This is a genomic window from Micromonospora sp. NPDC049529 (assembly GCF_055586685.1).
The window spans coordinates 375,485-392,805 of sequence record NZ_JBVJHT010000009.1 but is presented as its reverse complement, the minus strand read 5'-3'; the positions used below and the strand labels follow the sequence as shown (position 1 = coordinate 392,805).

The window sequence follows — 17,321 nt, the reverse complement described above, 5'->3', positions numbered from 1 at the left end:
AAGGGGGGGGGGGGGATGGAGTGGGGGCGGTAGCACGGAGGTCCGTTCCCTCGTGCTGTCTTTTTTGTCCCCGCGCGGGGGGGGGGGGGGGGGGGCGGGCCCGACGCGCAGAACCGTCGCACCACAGTGGATGGCACCGAAGCCGAACCGGGAGTCGAACCCGGGTAGACCGCTTTGCAGGCGGCTCCCTCACCACTCGGGCATTCGGCCGTGGCTGCCCCGGTGCGGGGCAGGGTGAAGCACCGCGCCGAATGTGACCGGCGGTGCGGTGAGGTGCGGATTGATGACGGATTGCCGACAAGTATTCGGCGGTCCCGCCAGCTAAACCCACTCAAAGGTGTTGTGTCTGAGTCCTGAAAACGGGAAGGAAATCATTCATCCCCCATTCATTCATAGCGAGTTCGGGCGGCGGCTGCTGTAATTGCGTTCGGCCGGCTCTCGTCGGTCGCGATCCGCGCCACGGCGGCCCAGGTAATCCGGATGTCAACGCATGGGGCCGCCGGGCGACCGCCCATTTTTCTCGAAGGGATTCGGAAGATGCGCGATGCGTTCCCGGTGGTCACCGACCAGGCTTTCCTGGACGGCATGCTGACCAGCGTCAACCAGTACCGCGCCAAACACGGGGTGCCGCCCGTGACGCTCGACCACACGCTGGTCGACTACGCCAAGTCGCGGGCCAGCCTGGTCTCGACCGAGGAGGGACTGAGACGCGGCCACGCCGACCTCGACGAGAGATACGGCGAAAACCTCTCCTGGCACGCGTCGACCGCGCAGGAAGCCGCCGGGCCCGAGGCCGCGACGTCGGGCTGGTACGGGGAAATCACCGACTACAACTTCGCCGACCCGTCGTCGAGCGGGCCCGGAGCCACCGGGCACTTCAGTCAACTGGTGTGGAAGGAAACCGCCAAGGTCGGCTTCGGTCGAGCGTTCGGCAGGGGTGCCGAATGGTGGGAGACCTACATCGTGGCGACCTTCTACCCGGCCGGCAACATGCAGGGCGCGTACGAGGCGAATGTGCCTCCGCCCACGGCCTGAGTCACTCCACCACGCCCGCAAGTAACGGATTGTTTGGCGGAGGCCCGGCGATACCCTTCGCCGGGCCCCCAGGTGCTTCACCGTTCACACGCCAGCGGCGTTTAAGACCACCCCTGATGCTGATGTCCCCGCACTCTGCCATTGAGCTACCGCCGCACGTTTGGAGCGGCAGACCGGACTCGAACCGGCATCTCGGGGGCGATTGGTGGTGATCGGTCGATCTGGCGATCGGTGAGGTGCTGAGTCTGGAGCGATAATCTCAGCCTGGTGGGCGACGGCCTGCCTCTACCAGTTGGGCTACCCCGGCAGGTGGTGCCGGGGGGAGGACTCGAACCTCCACCGGGACCGCCGCGTGGTGAGTCTGATGCGTTCAGTCTCAACCTCGGCGCTGACGCGCCACCCCCGCTCCAGGGGGTGTCTGTGGGTTACCCGAGCAGGTACCGGAACACGGCCTCGCCGGCCCGGCGGTCGACCGCCTCGACGCTGTTCGCTTCCTCCCGGGCGAGCTTGACCGCGTCGATGAGCTGGTCCACCCGGCGCCGCAGACCCTTGACCGTCTCGGCCGGTACCGCGCCGGACAGCTTGACGGTGGTCCAGGTGCCGACGGCAACGTCCTCGTTGAACACGTCGACCTGCGCCGGGTGCTTGTCGGTCGCTTCGGCCCGTACGTGGTTGCGGGGTGTCTTGCGCATCTTCAGCGTCCGCGCGGGCTCGGACCGGTAGCAGCCCCGGTCGTTGTCCAACTCCCACGTCTCGGCCGGGTCCAGGGTGGGCAGCTTGTCGACGAACGTACGCCAGTCGGTGAGCTGCTTCTCCAGGAAGAGCAGATAGGTGACGGGAGCGGCCTCGATGATCGTCCGGCCCTCCACCACAACGTCCGCCCGGGCGACGGCGTTGCTGGCGTCCTGGGTGAGCTGGAGGTCGAACAGCCGGGTCAGGGCGTGGGCCGCTTCCGTGAGCACGTCGGCCATGTTGATCTGCACCCGGGTCGACTCGGGCGGCAACTGTTCCCGCTCGTCGTCGGAGAAGGGCTGGTACTGCCGGGAGATGCCGGCGAGCGGCTGACCCTTCTGCGAGGCGTGGTAGGCGTCGGTCAACGCCCTGGCCGCCTGTGGCTTGTATCCCTTCACCAGCGCATTGACCTGGTGGAGCTTCGTCTGGTTAGGGGTGGGCATCCGATTCCTCTCGAAGCAGCGGCCGGGACAGTGTGCCACCGGCCTCGAACCCTTGTCTGGTCGGGACGGCCGGATTCGAACCGACGACCCTCCGACCCCCGGTCAGACGCCCTACCAGGCTGGGCCATGTCCCGAAACGCACCCCTGGGACGAGTTGAACGTCCGACCTCCCGGTTCGTAGCCGGGCGCTCTTTCCACTGAGCTACAGGGGCATCGTGGACCCGACAGGTGTCGAACCTGCCACCTCCTGTGTGCAAAACAGGCGCTCTACCGGATGAGCTACGGGCCCCGAATGTGCTGCGTACCCGGCGAGGGATTCGAACCCCCACTGACTGGTTCCTAAGACCAGTGCCTCTACCGTTGGGCTACCCGGGCATGGTGCGTGCGCCACGTGTTGCGTGACGTACGCGTGAACGTGCTCCGAGTGCGATTCGAACGCACACTGTGCGCATTTTGAATGCGCTGCCTCCTGCCGGTTGGGCTACCGGAGCACGGCCCGGGCAGCAACGGGGTGAACCGCTGGCCGGGCACGTTTGTACCATCCGCTGTGGAGTTCTCAACCATCGTTCCCGCCGGCCGGAACCGGGGGCTTGCAGGGGCGGCAGGATTCGAACCTGCGACATTCGGCTTTGGAAACCGACGCTCTGGCCGGCTGAGCTACACCCCTGGGAATGATGTGGCCGTACAACGAGAACGCCGCCCGTTCCCGAGGTGGTGGGAAGGGCGGCGTAGGCGCAGTGTTCCGCGCTACGTCCGTTGCCTGCCCGGGTGTTGCCCACAATCGCTCGTGGGCCAGTAGAGGGCTCGCCCGCCCGCGAGCAGCGCGACACCACCGCGCGGCGTCAGCCGCGAGGTCTCGGTGTAGGCGTGCTGCAACACGGCGGTTCTCCTGTCCGGTTCGGTTTGTGTCGGCTGTTTGTCTTGCTTCACTAAGATAAACGTGACCCATGCCGGTGGCAATCGCATTTACGCGCGGAATATCCGTCGTCCGGTGTGCGGGGCGCCCGGACCGATGTCGGGGGGCGGGGCCACCGGATGTGGCCCCGCCCCGTGGGCGTACGTCGATCGGACAGCGGTCGGTGTCGTACGGGACGTCGACCTGCCGGCGGCACTACGCCGCGCGGGTCACTCGAACGGCGTGAGGAACTCGGGCGGCCGCAGCGCCCGGCCGGTGATCCGGACGTCGCCGATCCAACCGTAGAAGCCCTGGCCGTATTTCAGGTTGGACGAGGTGGCCCCGATCGCGAACGGCAGGCCGAGGGTGGCGATGCCGGTCGACGGCTGGGTCGGGTTCCGGGCGATCTTCGAGCCGTCGACGTAGATGGTCGTCGTCCTGGCGTTGTTCACCACCCCGATGTGGATCCACCGGCCGACCGGCAGGGCGTGGCTCCAGGAGGTCGGGTCGGCGTCCTGCCTGTCGGGGTAGACGACGTACTGGAGGAACCGCTCGGGGGAGATGTTCAGGCTGCAGGTGCACTCGTCGGGGGACCAGCCGGTGGTCTTGCCGGCGTCACCGCTGCGCCCCTCCCAGCTCAGGATCCCCATCCAGGCGTGGTCGCCGACGAACGGATCGGGCAACCTGATGAGGGTCTCGATCACCGATGTCGGCCATGTTCACTCCATGCGGGTGGTCGTGGTTGACCCTCGTACGCTGGGCGGTCGCGATGAGCGGTGGAAGACGCCGGTTTGGACACGCGCGGGCGACCATCCGAAGATCGACTTGGTGGTGGGGCCCTCGACTGGTGTCCCCGGGATGGCCGCCGGTTGTCCATGGTGGGGCAACCCGGCTCTCACCCGTACTCCGAAGGATCGGTGTTGATCTTCGATTGTCTGCCCCAGGGAGAACCTCCATGCAGAACCTCGATCGACGCGGATTCCTCGGCCTGACCGGCGCGGCCGGCATCGGGCTCGCGGCGGCGGTGGCCGGCTTCTCGGACGCCCCCGCCTGGGCCACCGGCCGGCTTCCCGGCAACCTGTTCACCCTCGGCGTCGCGTCCGGCGACCCGCTGCCCGACGGAGTCGTGCTCTGGACCCGGCTGGCGCCCGACGCCCTCGCCGCCGACGGCCTCGGCGGCATGCCCCGCCGGGTTGTACCGGTGCAGTGGGAGGTGGCCGAGGACAGCCGGTTCCGGCACATCGTCCGGCGCGGACTGGACCTCGCCACCCCGGAACTCGGGCACTCCGTACACGCCGAGGTCAGCGGGTTGCGCGCCGACCGCGAGTACTACTACCGGTTCCGTGCCGGCAACGAGGTCAGCCCGGTCGGCCGGACCCGGACCGCCCCGGAGGCATGGGCCCGCCCCGGCAGCCTCGCCTTCGCCTTCGTCTCCTGCCAGAACTTCCCGACCGGCCACTTCACCCCGTACCGACATCTGGCCGAGGAAGACCTCGACCTGGTCGTCCACCTCGGCGACTACATCTACGAGGGCCCGGCGGCCGGCACCATCGGCCGGGCCCACCTGCCGGCGGCGGAGATCTTCTCCCTCGCCGACTACCGGGTACGGCACGCCCAGTACAAGACCGACCCGGACCTCCAGACCGCGCACGGTCGGTTCCCGTGGGCGGTGACCTGGGACGACCACGAGGTGGAGAACAACTACGCCGACGAGATCTCCGAGGACGCCAACCAGTCGCCGGAGAGCTTCCGGCAGCGGCGGGCCGCCGCCTACCAGGCGTACTACGAGCACCTGCCGCTGCGGCGCGGTGCGCTGCCGCGCGGCGCCGACATGCGGCTCTACCGGCGGCTGCGGTACGGCCAGCTCGCCGAGTTCAACGTGCTCGACGGCCGCCAGTACCGCGACGACCAGGTCTGCGGCGGCGGCTCGTCCACCGGGTGCGACGACGCGCTCGACCCGTCCCGGTCGATGCTCGGCGCGCAGCAGGAGAAGTGGCTGCTCGACGGCCTGACCTCGTCGCGGGCCACCTGGAACATCCTCGCCCAGCAGACCGTGATGGCCCGCGCCGACCGGGACCCCGGCCCGGGGCTGCTGCTGCCGATGGACAACTGGAACGGGTACGAGCCGGCCCGGCAGCGGATCTTCGACCGGGTCGCCCAGCGCCGGATCGACAACATGGTGGTGGTCACCGGCGACGCCCACTGCAGCATGGTCGCCGACCTCAAGCAGAACTTCGACGACCCGAACTCGCGCACCGTCGGGGTCGAGTTCCTCGGCACCTCGATCACCTCCGGGGCCGACGGCGCCGACATGGACGCCCGGGGCACCGAGTGGCTCGCCTCGAACCCGCACATGAAGTACTACAACCAGCGGCGCGGGTACGTGCGCTGCACCGTCGAGCGGGACGAGTGGCGCAGCGACTACCGGGTCGTGCCGTACGTGACGACGCCCGGCGCACCGGTGAGCACCCACGCCAGCTTCGTGGTCGAGAGCGGACGGCCGGGCGTACAGGCGGACACCACCGCCTGAGCCGAGGGGCACCCGTCCGCCCCGGTCGGATCGGCTCCGCGTCTCGTCAGGAGGCCGAGCCGGGGTGCCTGGAACGCCGCAGGCCGGCACTGCCGGCAGTGCCGGCCTGCGACGTCCGGCGCGCGGACAAGGAGCCCCGCGCGGACCGGCGGTGATAGTCGTCGCGATGGGTGAACTCGACGACCAGCCCCCCGGGAAGAGCGATACCCCGCCGCGGGTCGGCGAGCTCCTCGGCGATCGGCTCCGCCTCGGCCCGTACGGCAAGGGTCTGTCGTTCCTGTGCGGACAGCTCGGGCGTGCCGGGGTGGGCGAGCCGGAACTGGGCGATCGACCGGCGGACGAGGTGGATCAGCTCCCGGGTCGCACCCGGCGCACCGAGGTCGCCGGCACCGAGCGCCAGACCGGGCTGACGGATGGTCCGCAGACTGTCGCAGACCAGCAGCAGCCGTTCCGGCCGGTTGCCCGCCGGGCCGCCGGCCGGCAGCAGGTGCAGCCGGCCCGGCCACTGCCAGCGGATCTGCCCGGTGACGATCCGGCTGCCGACGTGTTCGGGCCGGCGGCGGTGCCGGGGGCGGCCGGTGTGGGCCTCGCCGGGCGACCCGACCCGCTCGAAGTCCCAGTTCTCGCAGACGAACGCCAACCGCCGGTCGGTGACCGTGACGTCCGCCGGCCGGAGCAGCGACCAGTGCAGGGTGCCGTTGCCCAGCGACGGGCCGAGCAGGTATCCGGCCACCTCGACCCGGCCGCGCCACAGGGTGTGCTCACCCGGGTCGAGCAGCACCCGGTGGTGCCGGTCGAGCTGCGGGTAGCCTCGGTCGTCGTGGTCGCTCTGGTCGAACCGGTGCGGTCGGACGAAGTACGGGGATGCGTCGTCGCTCATCGGCGAAGGGCCTCCTGTGGACGAACTTCCTTATGTCCAGGTTCGCCGAAGCTGTGACCGGCGTCATGACAGCTGTTAGGGGGTCGGCTGATCGGGCGAGGCGTACGACCGGTAGTCGCCGATCTCCTCCGCCCGTACGAGTCCGTCCTCGATCGCTCGGGCGAGCAACGCCGCCTTGGTGGCCGCCGGTCGGCCGGCGCGGGCGTACTTGATCCGGGCCCGGTCGACGTACTGCTTCACCGTGTGCTCGCTGATGTTCATCCGCCGGGCCACCGACGCCTTCGACATCGACTGGAACCAGAGCAGCAACGCCTCCCGCTCCTTCTCGGACAGGACGGGCCGGTCCGACCGTCGGTCGCCGACGATCGCACCGGCGAGCGCGGGCGGCACGTAGCCCCGGTCGCTGGCGGCGGCGAGCACCGTGGCGACGCAGTGTTCGCGCCCCTCGTGCTTGGCCAGGAAGGCCACCGCCCCGGCGTCGAGCACGGCCAGGATGATGTCCGCCTCGGTGTGTTCGGAGTAGACCACCACCCGGCGGCCGGCGGCGCCGAGTTCGGCGACCTTGTCGAGGACCAGGTGCCCGTGCAGCCGCAGGTCCAGCATGATCACGTCGGCGGTCGGCTGGTCGTCGCCGAGCACCACGTCGGGATCCTCACCGGTCGCGACCACGGTCAGCCGTGGTTCCTGGGCGAGCCAGGAACGTACCCCCTCCACCACGACCGGGTGGTCGTCGACGATGGCGACGGTGAAGCGCTGTTCGTGGTCGTTCACGGGGCCCGCCACCGGGTCTGCGCCCATACCTGATCCCCATCCCGTTCGTAGACGTACTCGACTTCGTTGTCGTGGGCGTCGGGGGTGGGCGGACCGCTCGGGTCCGCCGCGACGTCGGGGGTGACCACGCTGACCACCACCTCTTCCGGCTGCGCGACCACGGTCAGCCGGGCCCACTGACGGGCGGAGGCGAGGGTCGCGGTGAGTGGGTCGGCCAGCCCGCGGCGAACGTGTACGGGCAACGCCGGCAGCGTACCAACGGCGATCAGCTCGACCGGGAGCCCGTTTCGTTCAGCGATGTCCACGGCGGCACGCAGCTCGTGCAGCAGCGGATCGGGCACGTCGTCGGATTCCGCGATCAGCCGGCGCAGCCGGGCCGCCTCCAGTGCGCAGCGCCGCTGCACCGCCGGATCGGTCGGGTCGGCGGAGCCGTCGGCCAGTTCCGCCAACAACGCCCCGGCGGTCCGGCTGACCAGGGCGAGCCGCTCCTGCCGGTCGGCCCGGGCCCGCTGTGCCGCGATCCGTTCGGCCTCCAGGGCGGCGCGGGCGGCCGCCGTGCCCGCGGTACGGGCGGCCAGGGTACGCAGCACGCTGGCCGCGACACTGAACGCGATCGGCAGGGTCGCGGTTCCGTAGGTGTACATCGCGTACCGGCTGAGCCCGGCGGCGTCGGCGGCGCCGTAGCCGACGACCGCGACCAGCGCGATGGCTGCCTCGACGGCGAAGACCGCCACCAGCGCGGTGACCGGCCGCCCCCAGAGCACGAGCACGACGAACCAGCCGAGGGTTCCCCAGCCCCAGTTCGCCGGCAGGAAGAGCAGTTCGGCCGGGGTGTTGACGACCACCACCGTCTCGACCAGCAGCAGTACCCCGATCAGCCGCCAGGTGGGTGACGCTCGGCCGCGCAGCAGGTGGGCGGCGGAGATCACGCCGACCGCGACGAAGGCCAGCCAACCGGCGGCGACGATCCACGGCGACCGGTACGCCGACCAGTTGCCCAGCACGGCCGGCACGTTGACCACCAGGTGCCAGCCGAAGGCGATCAGGACGGCGGCGATCCGGCTGCCCCGGTCGGCGGTGTCGGCGACCCCGGCGACGACGTCCTGCGCTGTGACGGCATCCGGCCCACGATCCTCGCCGGTCTGTCGGGCGGTGGTGGTCCACGGGCCGGCGGTGCTCGCCCGCCCGGTCCACGGGCCGGCGGTGGCTTGTGGGGAAAGGGTGGCGGGGTGCCGGGGCTCAGCGCGCATCCGGCCACTCCAGCCGCACCCGGGTGCCGCGACCGGGTGCGGAGTCGACCTCGGCCCGCCCGCCGATCGACGCCATCCGGCCGTGGACCGACTCGCGCAGGCCGAACCGGTGCAGCGGGACGGCCAGCGGGTCGAAGCCCGGCCCGTCGTCGGCCACCTCGACCGTGACCGCCGGGTCGCCGGGGACGGCGCCGGTCCGGTCGCCGGCCCCGGCGGTGAGTCGTACCGAGACGGTGGCGCCGGGGGCGTGCCGGGCCACGTTCGACAGTGCCTCGGTGGCACTCTCGGCGAGGGCGTCGGCGATGTCCGGCGGCACCGCGCAGGGTTGCAGGTCCACCGTCGGGGCCAGTTCGGGGGTGCGGTCCAGGACCGCCAGGAGCCGCTCGTCGAGGGCCACCGGCCCGTCCGGGTCGGGCCCCGTCGGCAGTGTCCGGCTGCGGGACGAGGCCAGCTCGGCGAGCGTACGCAGGTCGGCGGCGGCCCGTACGCGCAGCAGCGGGGAGCCGGCGGCGACCCCGCCGAGCCCGACGACGGTGAGTGTGGACAGGACGGTGTCGTGCAGGTCGCGGTTGTGTCGGCGTTCCGCCGCGCGGGCGGCCCGGGCGATCAGCACCTCGCGGGAGGCGCGCTGGTAGTCGGCGAACGCCTCGTCGGCCGCGCGGCTGCTGCGCCGGGTCAGCGCGGCCAGCCCGGCGCCGAGGACGGTCTGCACCAGCAGGGTCACCCCGTGCGACACCGCCTCGGTGTCGCTGCCGGCGAGATGCGCCCCGTACGCGTACGCGGCGGTGACGACCAGTCCGGCGGGGACGGAGCGGGAGGCGGGCAGCCCGAAGTGGGCGACGATGATCGACGTGCTGGCGAGGATCGCCAGCCAGCTCCCCTCACCGGGCAGCACCTCGGCGGCGACCAGGCGGTTGATCAGCAGGCAGCAGCCGATGGTCAGGCCCAGGTCGACGTAGATGAGACCGGCGCTCAGCCCGCGCCGCAGCGTCGACGCGCTGAACAGCAGGGACCAGCCGGTCAGCAGCACGACCGTGACGACCAGCAGCCCGGTGGAGACCGGCGGGGTCCGTACGGCCAGGGCCACGGCCGCTCCGGCGAGCCCGCAGGTCAGCCGGAGCAGCGCGGGGAAGATCGCGAAGACCTGGTTCAGCGCGGCACTGGCCGGCCGATCCTCGTCGTTCCCGAGGGCCGGCGCCGTGTCGAGGCTGCTGACCAATGTCAACTCCTGCCCTCCCGGCGGCTGGTTCGTTCACTGGCCGGACGTCCGGCATATCGACGGGGGAGAATAGCACGAATGGCCCGATCAGTTCCGGAGCAGCGCGGTCGTACCGAGGCGGGCGAGTCAGCCGTCGGACGAGTTGGGGACCGCACGGCCGTCGGCGCCCATGATTTGTCGACCATAGCGCCCGTCGAGCGCGGCGACCGGTTTCAGTCCACGCGGGATGGAGAAAGCAACAGGGCATGAGCGACATTCGGGTGGGCACATCGTCGTGGGCGGACCGGCTGCTGCTGGCCTCGGGCTGGTACCCCCGGGAGGTCAACACCCCGGCGGGCCGGCTGGCCTACTACGCGGACCGGTTCGACCTGGTCGAGGTGGATACCACCTACTACGCGCTGCCGTCGGTGGAGACCGCCTCCGCCTGGGTCGACCGCACACCGCCGGGGTTCCGGTTCAACGTCAAGGCGTTCAGCCTCTTCACCGGCCATCCCACCGCCATCTCGGCGCTGCCCCGGGACCTGCGTCCCACCGGAGACCCGGACGGCCGGGTACGCCGCCGCGACCTGCCCGAGCCGACGTACGAGCAGCTGTGGGAGAGGTTCCGGGCGGTCCTCGAACCGATCGACGCCGCCGGCAAACTCGGCGTGGTGCTGCTCCAGTTCCCGCCGTGGCTCGGTTACGGGGAGGCGGCCAAGCGGCGGATCATCGAGGCCGCGCAGCGGTGCCGGCCACTGCGGGTCGCGGTCGAGTTCCGCCACGGATCCTGGCTCGACGGCGACAACGCCCGCTACACCGTCGGCTTCCTGGCCCGCAACGACCTGTCGATGGTCTGTGTGGACATGCCGCAGGGGCACGCGTCCTCCGTACCGCCGGTCCTGATCGCCACCGCGAACCCGGCGGTGGTCCGGTTCCACGGCCACAGCCCGGCCTGGGGCAGCCGCGACAAGCAGGAGAAGTTCCGGTACGCGTACGCCGACGGCGAACTGTCCCGGTGGGCCGACCGGCTGCGTGAGTTCGCCCGCGAGACCGACGAACTGCACGTGCTGATGAACAACTGCTGTGGTGACCAGGCCCAGCGCGACGCGACCCGGCTGGCGGCACTGCTGCGCCGCGACGGCCACCGGCCGGGAACCGACCGGCTGACCCTGTCACCGGTCGGTTCCTGACCGCACCCCGCCGCCGGCCGGCTCCGGCAGTCGGCTCCGGGCGATGGCTGCGGGCGATGGCTCCGGCGGTCGGCCCCGCGATCAGTCCCGAAGGCGCGGGCGGGGAGCCTGGATGGACAGGAACGCGTCGATGTTGCGCAGGTGCTTCGGGGTCAGCCCGAGGTGGGACTCCGGGGAGACGATCAGCGTCGGCGCGAGCCGGGACAGCTCGTTGCCGTTGTCGTGGGCGCGCAGCTCCCAGGTCGCGTCGTCGTCGGTCCAGACCAGCGCCCGGCCCTCGTCGCGCACCACCCGCTCGGCGGCCGGGTACTTCCACCAGCCCCGGCCGACGGCGACCGGAGCGGCACCGGCGAGCGCCTGCTCCCGCTCGCCGAACTCGGGGGAGTCCTGCGTCTCGAACCTCGGCAACCGCAGCATCCGGGCCAGGTTCCGGGCGTCCTGCTGCCAGGTCGTGTGCCAGCGGACCTCGGCCCGCCCCGACTCGTGTACGTCACGGATGAAGTCGATCACCGGCCGGGCGGCGAGGATCGGCCAGTCGACCCCGGCGGAGCTGGCCGTACCGGTCACCCACTGGTCCCGTGGCCACACGTTCCGGTCCGGCCTGCGGCTGATCGCGTTGACCACGCCGTCGATGTCGAGCAGCCACACCGGGGCGGGATCGACCGTCTCCATGACAGCAGTTGTACGCCCCGACCAGTCGTACCACCAGCTTTTTCCGACCCGACCGCCGGCGGCCGACCGGCGGCGCCGCGCCCAGCGTGTGGGTTGACCCTGACACCGTGTCAGGGACCACGGTGGGACGGATCATGTTCAGTATCGGAGACTTCGCCAGGGTCGGCCGGGTATCGGTCCGCATGCTGCGTCACTACGACGCGATCGGACTGCTGCGCCCGGCCGTCGTGGACGCCACCAGCGGCTACCAACCAACCCCCCACCCCCACCTCCGCGCCCTCCCCGCCCTCCCCGCTTTCCTCCGCGATCTAGGGCAAATACGTGTGGTTAGAGATCAACTAACGCGTATTCGCCCTAGATCGGCGAGGAGTGGGAGGGGGGAGGGGAGGGGGTGGGGTGGGGGTGGGGTGGGCTTAGCGGATGAAGGTGAAGTAGTGGGCGGAGGGGGTGAGGGGGGTGGGTGCGGTGGTCAGCTGGTGCAGGCCCACGCTGAGGGTGTGGTCGGTGGGGGCGGCGAAGGCCAGCTCACGGAAGCCGGAGTCGGCGAACCACTCGCGCACGCTCGGGGTCAGGTCCGGGCTCCGGCGGTGCCGGGTCCAGATCACGTACGCGTCCGGGGCGCAGAGCTGGGGCAATGCCGCCACGGTCGCCTGGACATCCGCGTCGGAGACGTTGCCGAACACACCACACATCAGCACGATGTCGGCCGGTACGGCACCCAGGTAGGACCCCGCCGCCCCCGCGTCGACCTCGACCACCTCGACCTGCCCGTCCAGTCCCGCCGCCCGCGCCGTGTTCCGGGCCGTCCGCGCGTTCACCGGATCCCACTCGACCAGCCGGGCCCGTACGTCCGTCCGACGTGGATGGTCGTGGAGCACCCCGAGCACGTCCCTTCCCTCGCCGGCACATGCGCTGACCAGCCGCAACGGTCCCGGTCGGGCACCCGCGAGCGCTTGGCGCAACTGGTCCTGCACCAGTCGGAGCCGGTGCCACAGTGACGACCCCGGCTGCTCGTACTCCTCGTGCCACGCCACCCAGTCGCGTCCCATGCCACCGACTCCCGTCTCAAGGCCCGATTCACCCCCATCATCGTGGACGACGGACAGGGGTGTGGCACCCTCGACTCAGCGCCGTCACGGACTCGACGACCTGGGGAGAGAAATGACCGAGAACTGGGGAGACAGATGACCGACCCGCACGGCCCGGCGTCCCAGCCGCAGTCGTCCACCCAGCCGGACCCGCAACCGACCACCGTCGCGCAGACCGGACAGCCGCCGTACGGCGAGCCGGCCCCGCAGGCGTCGTACCCGCAGCAGCCGGCCCCGCCGGCGTCGTACCCACCCGGCGACCAGGGCGCGGCGCAGCCGTACCAGTACGGTGACCAGGGCGCGGCGCCGACATATCCCGCTGCGGAACCGCTTCCGTACGGGGTGGCGGGGCAGCCGCCGCAGCGGGGCAACCGGGCGAAGCTGGCCGCCGTCGCCGGGGCGGGTCTGCTCGCGTTGTTCGTGCTCGTGCTCGGTGGGCTCGCCGTCTGGGACGGCCTGCGGGAGGACAGCGGGATCACGGCGTGCCGGTCGTTGGCGGACCTGTCGACCGGGCAGCCCCGGCCCGAGCTGAGTCAGGACGAGTACCGCGAGCTGCGGGACCAGTTCGCCGACTCCGACATCCGGGCCCTCCGGGAGAACGGCACCGGAGTGATGGACCTGGTGTGGGAGGTGTCGCAGCAGCCGAACGGTGAGGCGAACGCGCTGCGTTACCTGCCGCAACTGTCCGTGCGCCTGGAGGCGCTGCAACGCGCCTGCGCCGACCAGGGTGTCACCATCTCGCCCGAGGTGCCCGACTAGCCGGGCCGGTTCGCTCACCGTCCGCGTACGGGCCTCGGGGTGGTCCGTAAGCTGCAACTTGACCCGTTGCGCGGGGTCCGGCGACGGCCGTCGCGCGCGGGTCGGGTCCCCCGGGACGGAGGAGAGACGAGATCATGACGCGTGAACGGATCGGCCTGGTGGTGCACACCGGCCGGGAGGCGGCGGTCGAGGCGGCCGACGCGGTGCGCCGCTGGGCGACCGCGCACGGCATCACGGTCAGTGACATCGACGTCTGGGGCCAGGACTGGGGGCACTGTCACCGGCTCAACGCGGTGGACGAGGCCGAGGCCGCCGGTCACCCGGCGCTCGTCGTCACGGTCGGCGGCGACGGTACGTTCCTGCGCGGCGCCCGGATCGCGGCCGAGGACGGCGTACCGGTGCTCGGCATCAACGTCGGCCGGGTGGGCTTCCTGACCGAGGTCGACCCGACCGAGATCGACGCCGCCCTCGACGCGTTCTTCTCCGGGCACGTGCACATGGACGAGCGGCTGATGCTGACGCTCTGCGCCTCCCGGCCGCTGGAGATCCCGGAGGGCATGCAGGACCTGCTCCGGTACGGGCGCGGCCCGCTGCTGCCCCCGCCGCCGCTGCGCCAGGCGGAGGAGCCGATCAACCGGGCCGGGGTGGCGCTGGACGTGACCGCGCTCAACGACATCGTCTTCGAGAAGCTGGCCCGGGACCGGCAGGCGAGTCTCGGGGTGTACCTCGACGAGAGCCTGTTCACGTCGTACTCGGCGGACGCGTTGGTGGTGGCGAGCCCGACCGGGTCGACCGCGTACAGTTTCGCCGCCGGTGGCCCGATCCTGTCGCCCCGGCTGCGGGCGCTGGTGCTGACCCCGGTCGCCGCGCACATGGTCTTCAACCGCAGCATGGTGGTCGCCGCCGACGAGGCGGTGTCGGTACGCGTACTCGACCACTCGGGCGCGGTGGCGGTCAGCGTCGACGGGCAGCTGCGGGGGGTGCTGAACCCGGGTGACTGGGTGACCGTGCAGCCGGCGGCGCAGCCGGCCAGGCTGGTCCGGCTGCACTCGTCGCACTTCTACTCCCGACTGCGGGAGAAGTTCTCCCTCGCCGGTGCCCCCGCCGCGATCGCCGACACCGAGCCGGTCAACGTCGTCGAACAGCGCTGACGGGCCAGCCGGTCATCGGCTGATCCGTCGATGTCCCGGCGCCCCGCCTCCCCGGTACGGTGAGCCGGTCCAACCGGTCGGGGACCGGCTGACCGGGCGGGAGCCGGCGTGCACTCCAGATCGACTGAGATCGCGATCGAGCAGGCATACTTCGACGCCGCAGCGAAACACCGGGCTCGCCGGATCGGCGAGCTGGGTGACCTGCCCGGTGCCGCCGCCCATCCCGGTGCCGCCGCGCACCTGCACCGGCACGCCGACGCCGCCCGACGGGCGATCGGACCGGCCGACGGGGCGGTCGCGTTCGGGCGACTCGACGACGAGTCCGGTGAAGTGCTCTACCTGGGGCGGAGCCTGATCCGGGACGAGAACGCCGAGATCCTGGTGGTCAACTGGCAGGCGCCGGCCGCCGCCCGCTACTTCGAGGCGAGTCACCGGGAACCACGCGGCGTGCGCCGTCGCCGTACCTTCGACTGCGTCGACAACACCATCCGCGACTTCACCGACCTGCTCCTCGCCGAGATCGCCGCCGCCGTCGACCAGCACCTGCTCGACGAACTGGCCCGTGGCCGGACCGGCGAGATGCGCGAGATCGTGGCCACGATCCAGGCCGCCCAGTACGAGCTGATCCGGGCACCGCTCGACCAACTGCTGGTGATCGAGGGCGGGCCCGGCACCGGCAAGACCGCGGTGGCGCTGCACCGGGTCTCCTGGCTGCTGCACCACCACGCCGGCACCCTCACCGCCGCCGACGTCCTCGTTGTCGGGCCACACCCGACCTTCGTCCGGTACATCGGCACCGTGCTGCCCGCGCTCGGCGAGACCGAGGTGGAGCTGCGCGACCTCGGCCGGCTGGCCCCGGTGGTACCGAGGGGGCGGGTCGAGCCGGCCGAACTGGGCCGGATGAAGGGCGAGGCCCGGATGGCCGTACTGCTCGCTCGGGCGTTGGAGGGGCGGATCGGAGTACCGGAACCGGCCGAGCGGCTCCTGCTCGACGGGCGGTTCGTCACCCTGCCCGGCGCCGAGATCGCCGAGGCGCTGGCCGCCTGCCGGGCGGCGGAGCTGCCGTACGTCGAGCGCCGCCAACTGTTCCGGGACCGGCTCGGGCAGCTCGTCGCCGACCGCGCCGGCGGCTCACCGGCGACCGCCCCGGCCGTCGCGAACCTGGTCGAACGGCTCTGGCCGCAGCAGTCCGCCCCGGCCTTCCTCCGCGACCTGTTCGGCTCCCGGAACCGGTTGCGGGTCGCCGCCGGGGCCGACTTCACCGCCGACGAACTGGCCCTGCTCTTCCGGCGCGGCGCCGACCGGCTGTCGCAGGAGGTCTGGTCGGACGCCGACCTCGCCCTGCTCGACGAGGTTGACCACCTGGTGAACGGCCCCGGGCGGCAGTACGCGCACGTGGTCGTCGACGAGGCACAGGACCTGTCGCCGATGCAGCTGCGGGCGGTCGGCCGGCGTGCCGGCGACGGCTCGTACACGCTGGTCGGTGACATCGCCCAGTCGACCGGCGAGTGGGCCCGGGACAGCTGGGACGAGGTCACCCGACACCTGCCGACCCGGCACCCGGTGACCGTCACCGCCCTGCGCTACGGCTACCGGGTGCCGCGCCCGGCGTACGAGATGGCGGCCCGGCTGTTGCCGGTGGCCGCGCCCGGCGTGACCGGCCCGGAGGTGGTCCGGGACGGGCCCGCGCAGCCGGTGGTGCACCGGGTGGGGCTGACCGAGCGGGCCGGTCGGGTCGTCGCGGTCGCCGCCGAGCACGCCGAAGCCGGCCGGTTCGTCGGCATCGTCTGCCCGGCCCGCTGCCGCCGCGAGGTCGAGGCGGCCCTGGCCGCGAACGGTGTGCGCTGGCAGAGCGCCGAGCGGGGTGAACTCGGCGGCTCGATCAACCTGGTCAGTCCCCGGGAGGCGAAGGGGCTGGAGTTCGACGCGGTGGTCGTGGTCGAACCGGAGGAGATCGTCGCCAGCGACGACCGGGGCCACCGGCTGCTCTACGTGGCGCTCACCCGGACCACCGGCCACCTCGACCTGGTCTGCGTCGGCGAGCCACTGCCGCTGACCGCCCCGGTCCGTCGCGGTCCGGGTGGTGACGGCACCGACCGGGCCGCCGGCTTCACCACCCGAGAGGTACGTCGCCTCGCCGAACACCTCGCCGGACAGGTACGCGGCGCCGCCCCGGAACCGTACTGGGACGAGGTGCTCGCCGAGCTGGCCCGGCAGTTGCGCGCCGATGGTTGACGGCTGACGGCCGTTGCGTCAGCCGCGAGCCGGTGCGGGTCGGCTGATCGCGGCCGAGTCGAGTCGTCGCCCGACGGTCCACTGCACGATCTCGGCCAGGATCGCCGGTTTGGTGGCCCGGCTCGACACCGCGATGTTCAACTCCCGGGCCAGCGTCCGCAGCTCGGTCACCTTGAGCTTCAGGTCGTCCAGATAGCGGGTGGCGGCGGCCCGGTCGCCGATCGAGAGCAGGTCGGCCCGTACCTTCTCGGCCGAGACGGGTGCCGCGCCGCTGGCGGCCGTGCTCGTCTTTGCCGCCGCCCGGCCGCGCGGGGTTCGTACGGGTGGGGTGGCCGTGGGCTGCCCGGCGAGCTGGAGATGTGCCCGTCCGGCGGCCAGGGCGGCGAGCTGGTCGGCGGGCAGCGTACGAATGAACTCCGCCACCCGCAGCAGGACATCGTGGGTCAGGTCGGCCGGGCTGGTCACGTCTACTCCTAGCTGCGGATACGGGCG

Annotated in this window: 15 protein-coding genes, 7 tRNA genes and 1 pseudogene; 7 read left to right on the top strand and 16 right to left on the bottom strand. The window is 71.7% G+C overall.

The window, feature by feature from the left end; all coding sequences use genetic code 11:
- Positions 1-139: 139 nt before the first annotated feature.
- Positions 140-210 (bottom strand) — tRNA-Cys (locus ACZ6QQ_RS18280).
- Positions 211-537: 327 nt separating this feature from the next.
- On the opposite strand from ACZ6QQ_RS18280, the gene ACZ6QQ_RS18275 reads away from it, so the two are divergent.
- Complete coding sequence (locus ACZ6QQ_RS18275) at positions 538-1,035, top strand: CAP family protein (RefSeq protein ID WP_465877549.1); 498 nt, start codon at positions 538-540, stop codon at positions 1,033-1,035.
- Between the two features lie 425 nt (positions 1,036-1,460).
- Here the strand turns inward: ACZ6QQ_RS18275 and ACZ6QQ_RS18270 are convergent, their stop codons facing one another.
- The 8 genes from ACZ6QQ_RS18270 to ACZ6QQ_RS18235 all read right to left on the bottom strand — a co-directional run bounded on the left by ACZ6QQ_RS18270 (position 1,461) and on the right by ACZ6QQ_RS18235 (position 3,809).
- Entirely contained in the window at positions 1,461-2,210 is a 750-nt protein-coding gene (locus ACZ6QQ_RS18270) for a DUF7873 family protein (RefSeq protein WP_465877548.1), read from the bottom strand.
- 57 nt (positions 2,211-2,267) lie between these two features.
- Positions 2,268-2,344: transfer RNA gene (locus tag ACZ6QQ_RS18265), tRNA-Pro, on the bottom strand.
- Positions 2,345-2,349: 5 nt separating this feature from the next.
- A tRNA-Arg gene (locus tag ACZ6QQ_RS18260) sits at positions 2,350-2,422 on the bottom strand.
- 4 nt (positions 2,423-2,426) lie between these two features.
- Positions 2,427-2,499: transfer RNA gene (locus tag ACZ6QQ_RS18255), tRNA-Ala, on the bottom strand.
- Positions 2,500-2,512: 13 nt separating this feature from the next.
- Positions 2,513-2,585, bottom strand: a tRNA-Leu gene (locus tag ACZ6QQ_RS18250).
- A gap of 41 nt (positions 2,586-2,626) precedes the next feature.
- Positions 2,627-2,701, bottom strand: a tRNA-Leu gene (locus ACZ6QQ_RS18245).
- Positions 2,702-2,803: 102 nt separating this feature from the next.
- Positions 2,804-2,877: transfer RNA gene (locus ACZ6QQ_RS18240), tRNA-Trp, on the bottom strand.
- A 458-nt stretch (positions 2,878-3,335) separates the two neighbouring features.
- The gene (locus tag ACZ6QQ_RS18235; RefSeq protein WP_465877547.1) at positions 3,336-3,809 is read right to left on the bottom strand and encodes a LamG-like jellyroll fold domain-containing protein; all 474 of its coding nucleotides are present in this window, start codon (positions 3,807-3,809) and stop codon (positions 3,336-3,338) included.
- A gap of 251 nt (positions 3,810-4,060) precedes the next feature.
- Between ACZ6QQ_RS18235 and ACZ6QQ_RS18230 the strand changes: the two genes are divergently transcribed.
- Entirely contained in the window at positions 4,061-5,635 is a 1,575-nt protein-coding gene (locus ACZ6QQ_RS18230) for an alkaline phosphatase D family protein (protein ID WP_465877546.1), read from the top strand.
- Between the two features lie 46 nt (positions 5,636-5,681).
- On the opposite strand, the gene ACZ6QQ_RS18225 is transcribed toward ACZ6QQ_RS18230, so the two are convergent.
- From ACZ6QQ_RS18225 to ACZ6QQ_RS18210, 4 genes are all read right to left on the bottom strand, one after another.
- Entirely contained in the window at positions 5,682-6,515 is an 834-nt protein-coding gene (locus ACZ6QQ_RS18225) for a hypothetical protein (RefSeq protein WP_465877545.1), read from the bottom strand.
- A 75-nt stretch (positions 6,516-6,590) separates the two neighbouring features.
- Complete coding sequence (locus tag ACZ6QQ_RS18220; protein ID WP_465877544.1) at positions 6,591-7,313, bottom strand: response regulator; 723 nt, start codon at positions 7,311-7,313, stop codon at positions 6,591-6,593.
- On the bottom strand, positions 7,283-8,536 hold the full coding sequence (locus ACZ6QQ_RS18215; RefSeq protein ID WP_465877543.1) for a hypothetical protein: 1,254 nt from the start codon (positions 8,534-8,536) through the stop codon (positions 7,283-7,285). The genes ACZ6QQ_RS18220 and ACZ6QQ_RS18215 overlap by 31 nt, the downstream gene beginning before the upstream one ends.
- Complete coding sequence (locus ACZ6QQ_RS18210) at positions 8,526-9,755, bottom strand: sensor histidine kinase (RefSeq protein WP_465877542.1); 1,230 nt, start codon at positions 9,753-9,755, stop codon at positions 8,526-8,528. The genes ACZ6QQ_RS18215 and ACZ6QQ_RS18210 overlap by 11 nt, the downstream gene beginning before the upstream one ends.
- Before the next feature lie 245 nt (positions 9,756-10,000).
- Between ACZ6QQ_RS18210 and ACZ6QQ_RS18205 the strand changes: the two genes are divergently transcribed.
- The gene (locus tag ACZ6QQ_RS18205; protein WP_465877541.1) at positions 10,001-10,924 is read left to right on the top strand and encodes a DUF72 domain-containing protein; all 924 of its coding nucleotides are present in this window, start codon (positions 10,001-10,003) and stop codon (positions 10,922-10,924) included.
- Between the two features lie 81 nt (positions 10,925-11,005).
- On the opposite strand, the gene ACZ6QQ_RS18200 is transcribed toward ACZ6QQ_RS18205, so the two are convergent.
- Positions 11,006-11,596: a hypothetical protein gene (locus ACZ6QQ_RS18200; protein WP_465877540.1), complete on the bottom strand. Its 591-nt coding sequence runs from the start codon at positions 11,594-11,596 to the stop codon at positions 11,006-11,008.
- A gap of 134 nt (positions 11,597-11,730) precedes the next feature.
- Between ACZ6QQ_RS18200 and ACZ6QQ_RS18195 the strand changes: the two are divergent.
- Positions 11,731-11,910, top strand: a pseudogene (locus tag ACZ6QQ_RS18195) (MerR family DNA-binding transcriptional regulator); the annotation flags it as partial.
- 99 nt (positions 11,911-12,009) lie between these two features.
- Here ACZ6QQ_RS18195 and ACZ6QQ_RS18190 read toward each other — a convergent pair.
- Positions 12,010-12,645, bottom strand: a complete 636-nt coding sequence (locus ACZ6QQ_RS18190; RefSeq protein WP_465877539.1) for a class I SAM-dependent methyltransferase family protein — start codon at positions 12,643-12,645, stop codon at positions 12,010-12,012.
- A 135-nt stretch (positions 12,646-12,780) separates the two neighbouring features.
- Here ACZ6QQ_RS18190 and ACZ6QQ_RS18185 point away from each other — a divergent pair, with 135 nt between their 5' ends.
- The 3 genes from ACZ6QQ_RS18185 to ACZ6QQ_RS18175 all read left to right on the top strand — a co-directional run bounded on the left by ACZ6QQ_RS18185 (position 12,781) and on the right by ACZ6QQ_RS18175 (position 16,829).
- Positions 12,781-13,443 carry a hypothetical protein gene (locus ACZ6QQ_RS18185; protein ID WP_465877538.1) on the top strand — a complete coding sequence of 221 codons (663 nt, stop codon included), beginning with the start codon at positions 12,781-12,783 and terminating at the stop codon, positions 13,441-13,443.
- A 134-nt stretch (positions 13,444-13,577) separates the two neighbouring features.
- Positions 13,578-14,594: an NAD(+)/NADH kinase gene (locus ACZ6QQ_RS18180; protein WP_465877537.1), complete on the top strand. Its 1,017-nt coding sequence runs from the start codon at positions 13,578-13,580 to the stop codon at positions 14,592-14,594.
- Positions 14,595-14,702: 108 nt separating this feature from the next.
- Complete coding sequence (locus ACZ6QQ_RS18175; protein ID WP_465877536.1) at positions 14,703-16,829, top strand: HelD family protein; 2,127 nt, start codon at positions 14,703-14,705, stop codon at positions 16,827-16,829.
- Between the two features lie 18 nt (positions 16,830-16,847).
- On the opposite strand, the gene ACZ6QQ_RS18170 is transcribed toward ACZ6QQ_RS18175, so the two are convergent.
- Complete coding sequence (locus ACZ6QQ_RS18170; RefSeq protein WP_465877535.1) at positions 16,848-17,294, bottom strand: hypothetical protein; 447 nt, start codon at positions 17,292-17,294, stop codon at positions 16,848-16,850.
- Positions 17,295-17,321: the final 27 nt, after the last annotated feature.

Excerpts from the sequence above, each read along its gene's own strand:
- ACZ6QQ_RS18185 (WP_465877538.1), top strand. The coding sequence starts at position 12,781 with ATGACCGACCCGCACGGCCCGGCGTCCCAGCCGCAGTCGTCCACCCAG.
- ACZ6QQ_RS18220 (WP_465877544.1), bottom strand. The coding sequence starts at position 7,313 with ATGGGCGCAGACCCGGTGGCGGGCCCCGTGAACGACCACGAACAGCGC.
- ACZ6QQ_RS18215 (WP_465877543.1), bottom strand. The coding sequence starts at position 8,536 with ATGCGCGCTGAGCCCCGGCACCCCGCCACCCTTTCCCCACAAGCCACC.
- ACZ6QQ_RS18270 (WP_465877548.1), bottom strand. The coding sequence starts at position 2,210 with ATGCCCACCCCTAACCAGACGAAGCTCCACCAGGTCAATGCGCTGGTG.
- ACZ6QQ_RS18205 (WP_465877541.1), top strand. The coding sequence starts at position 10,001 with ATGAGCGACATTCGGGTGGGCACATCGTCGTGGGCGGACCGGCTGCTG.
- ACZ6QQ_RS18225 (WP_465877545.1), bottom strand. The coding sequence starts at position 6,515 with ATGAGCGACGACGCATCCCCGTACTTCGTCCGACCGCACCGGTTCGAC.
- ACZ6QQ_RS18230 (WP_465877546.1), top strand. The coding sequence starts at position 4,061 with ATGCAGAACCTCGATCGACGCGGATTCCTCGGCCTGACCGGCGCGGCC.
- ACZ6QQ_RS18190 (WP_465877539.1), bottom strand. The coding sequence starts at position 12,645 with ATGGGACGCGACTGGGTGGCGTGGCACGAGGAGTACGAGCAGCCGGGG.
- ACZ6QQ_RS18275 (WP_465877549.1), top strand. The coding sequence starts at position 538 with ATGCGCGATGCGTTCCCGGTGGTCACCGACCAGGCTTTCCTGGACGGC.
- ACZ6QQ_RS18200 (WP_465877540.1), bottom strand. The coding sequence starts at position 11,596 with ATGGAGACGGTCGATCCCGCCCCGGTGTGGCTGCTCGACATCGACGGC.
- ACZ6QQ_RS18180 (WP_465877537.1), top strand. The coding sequence starts at position 13,578 with ATGACGCGTGAACGGATCGGCCTGGTGGTGCACACCGGCCGGGAGGCG.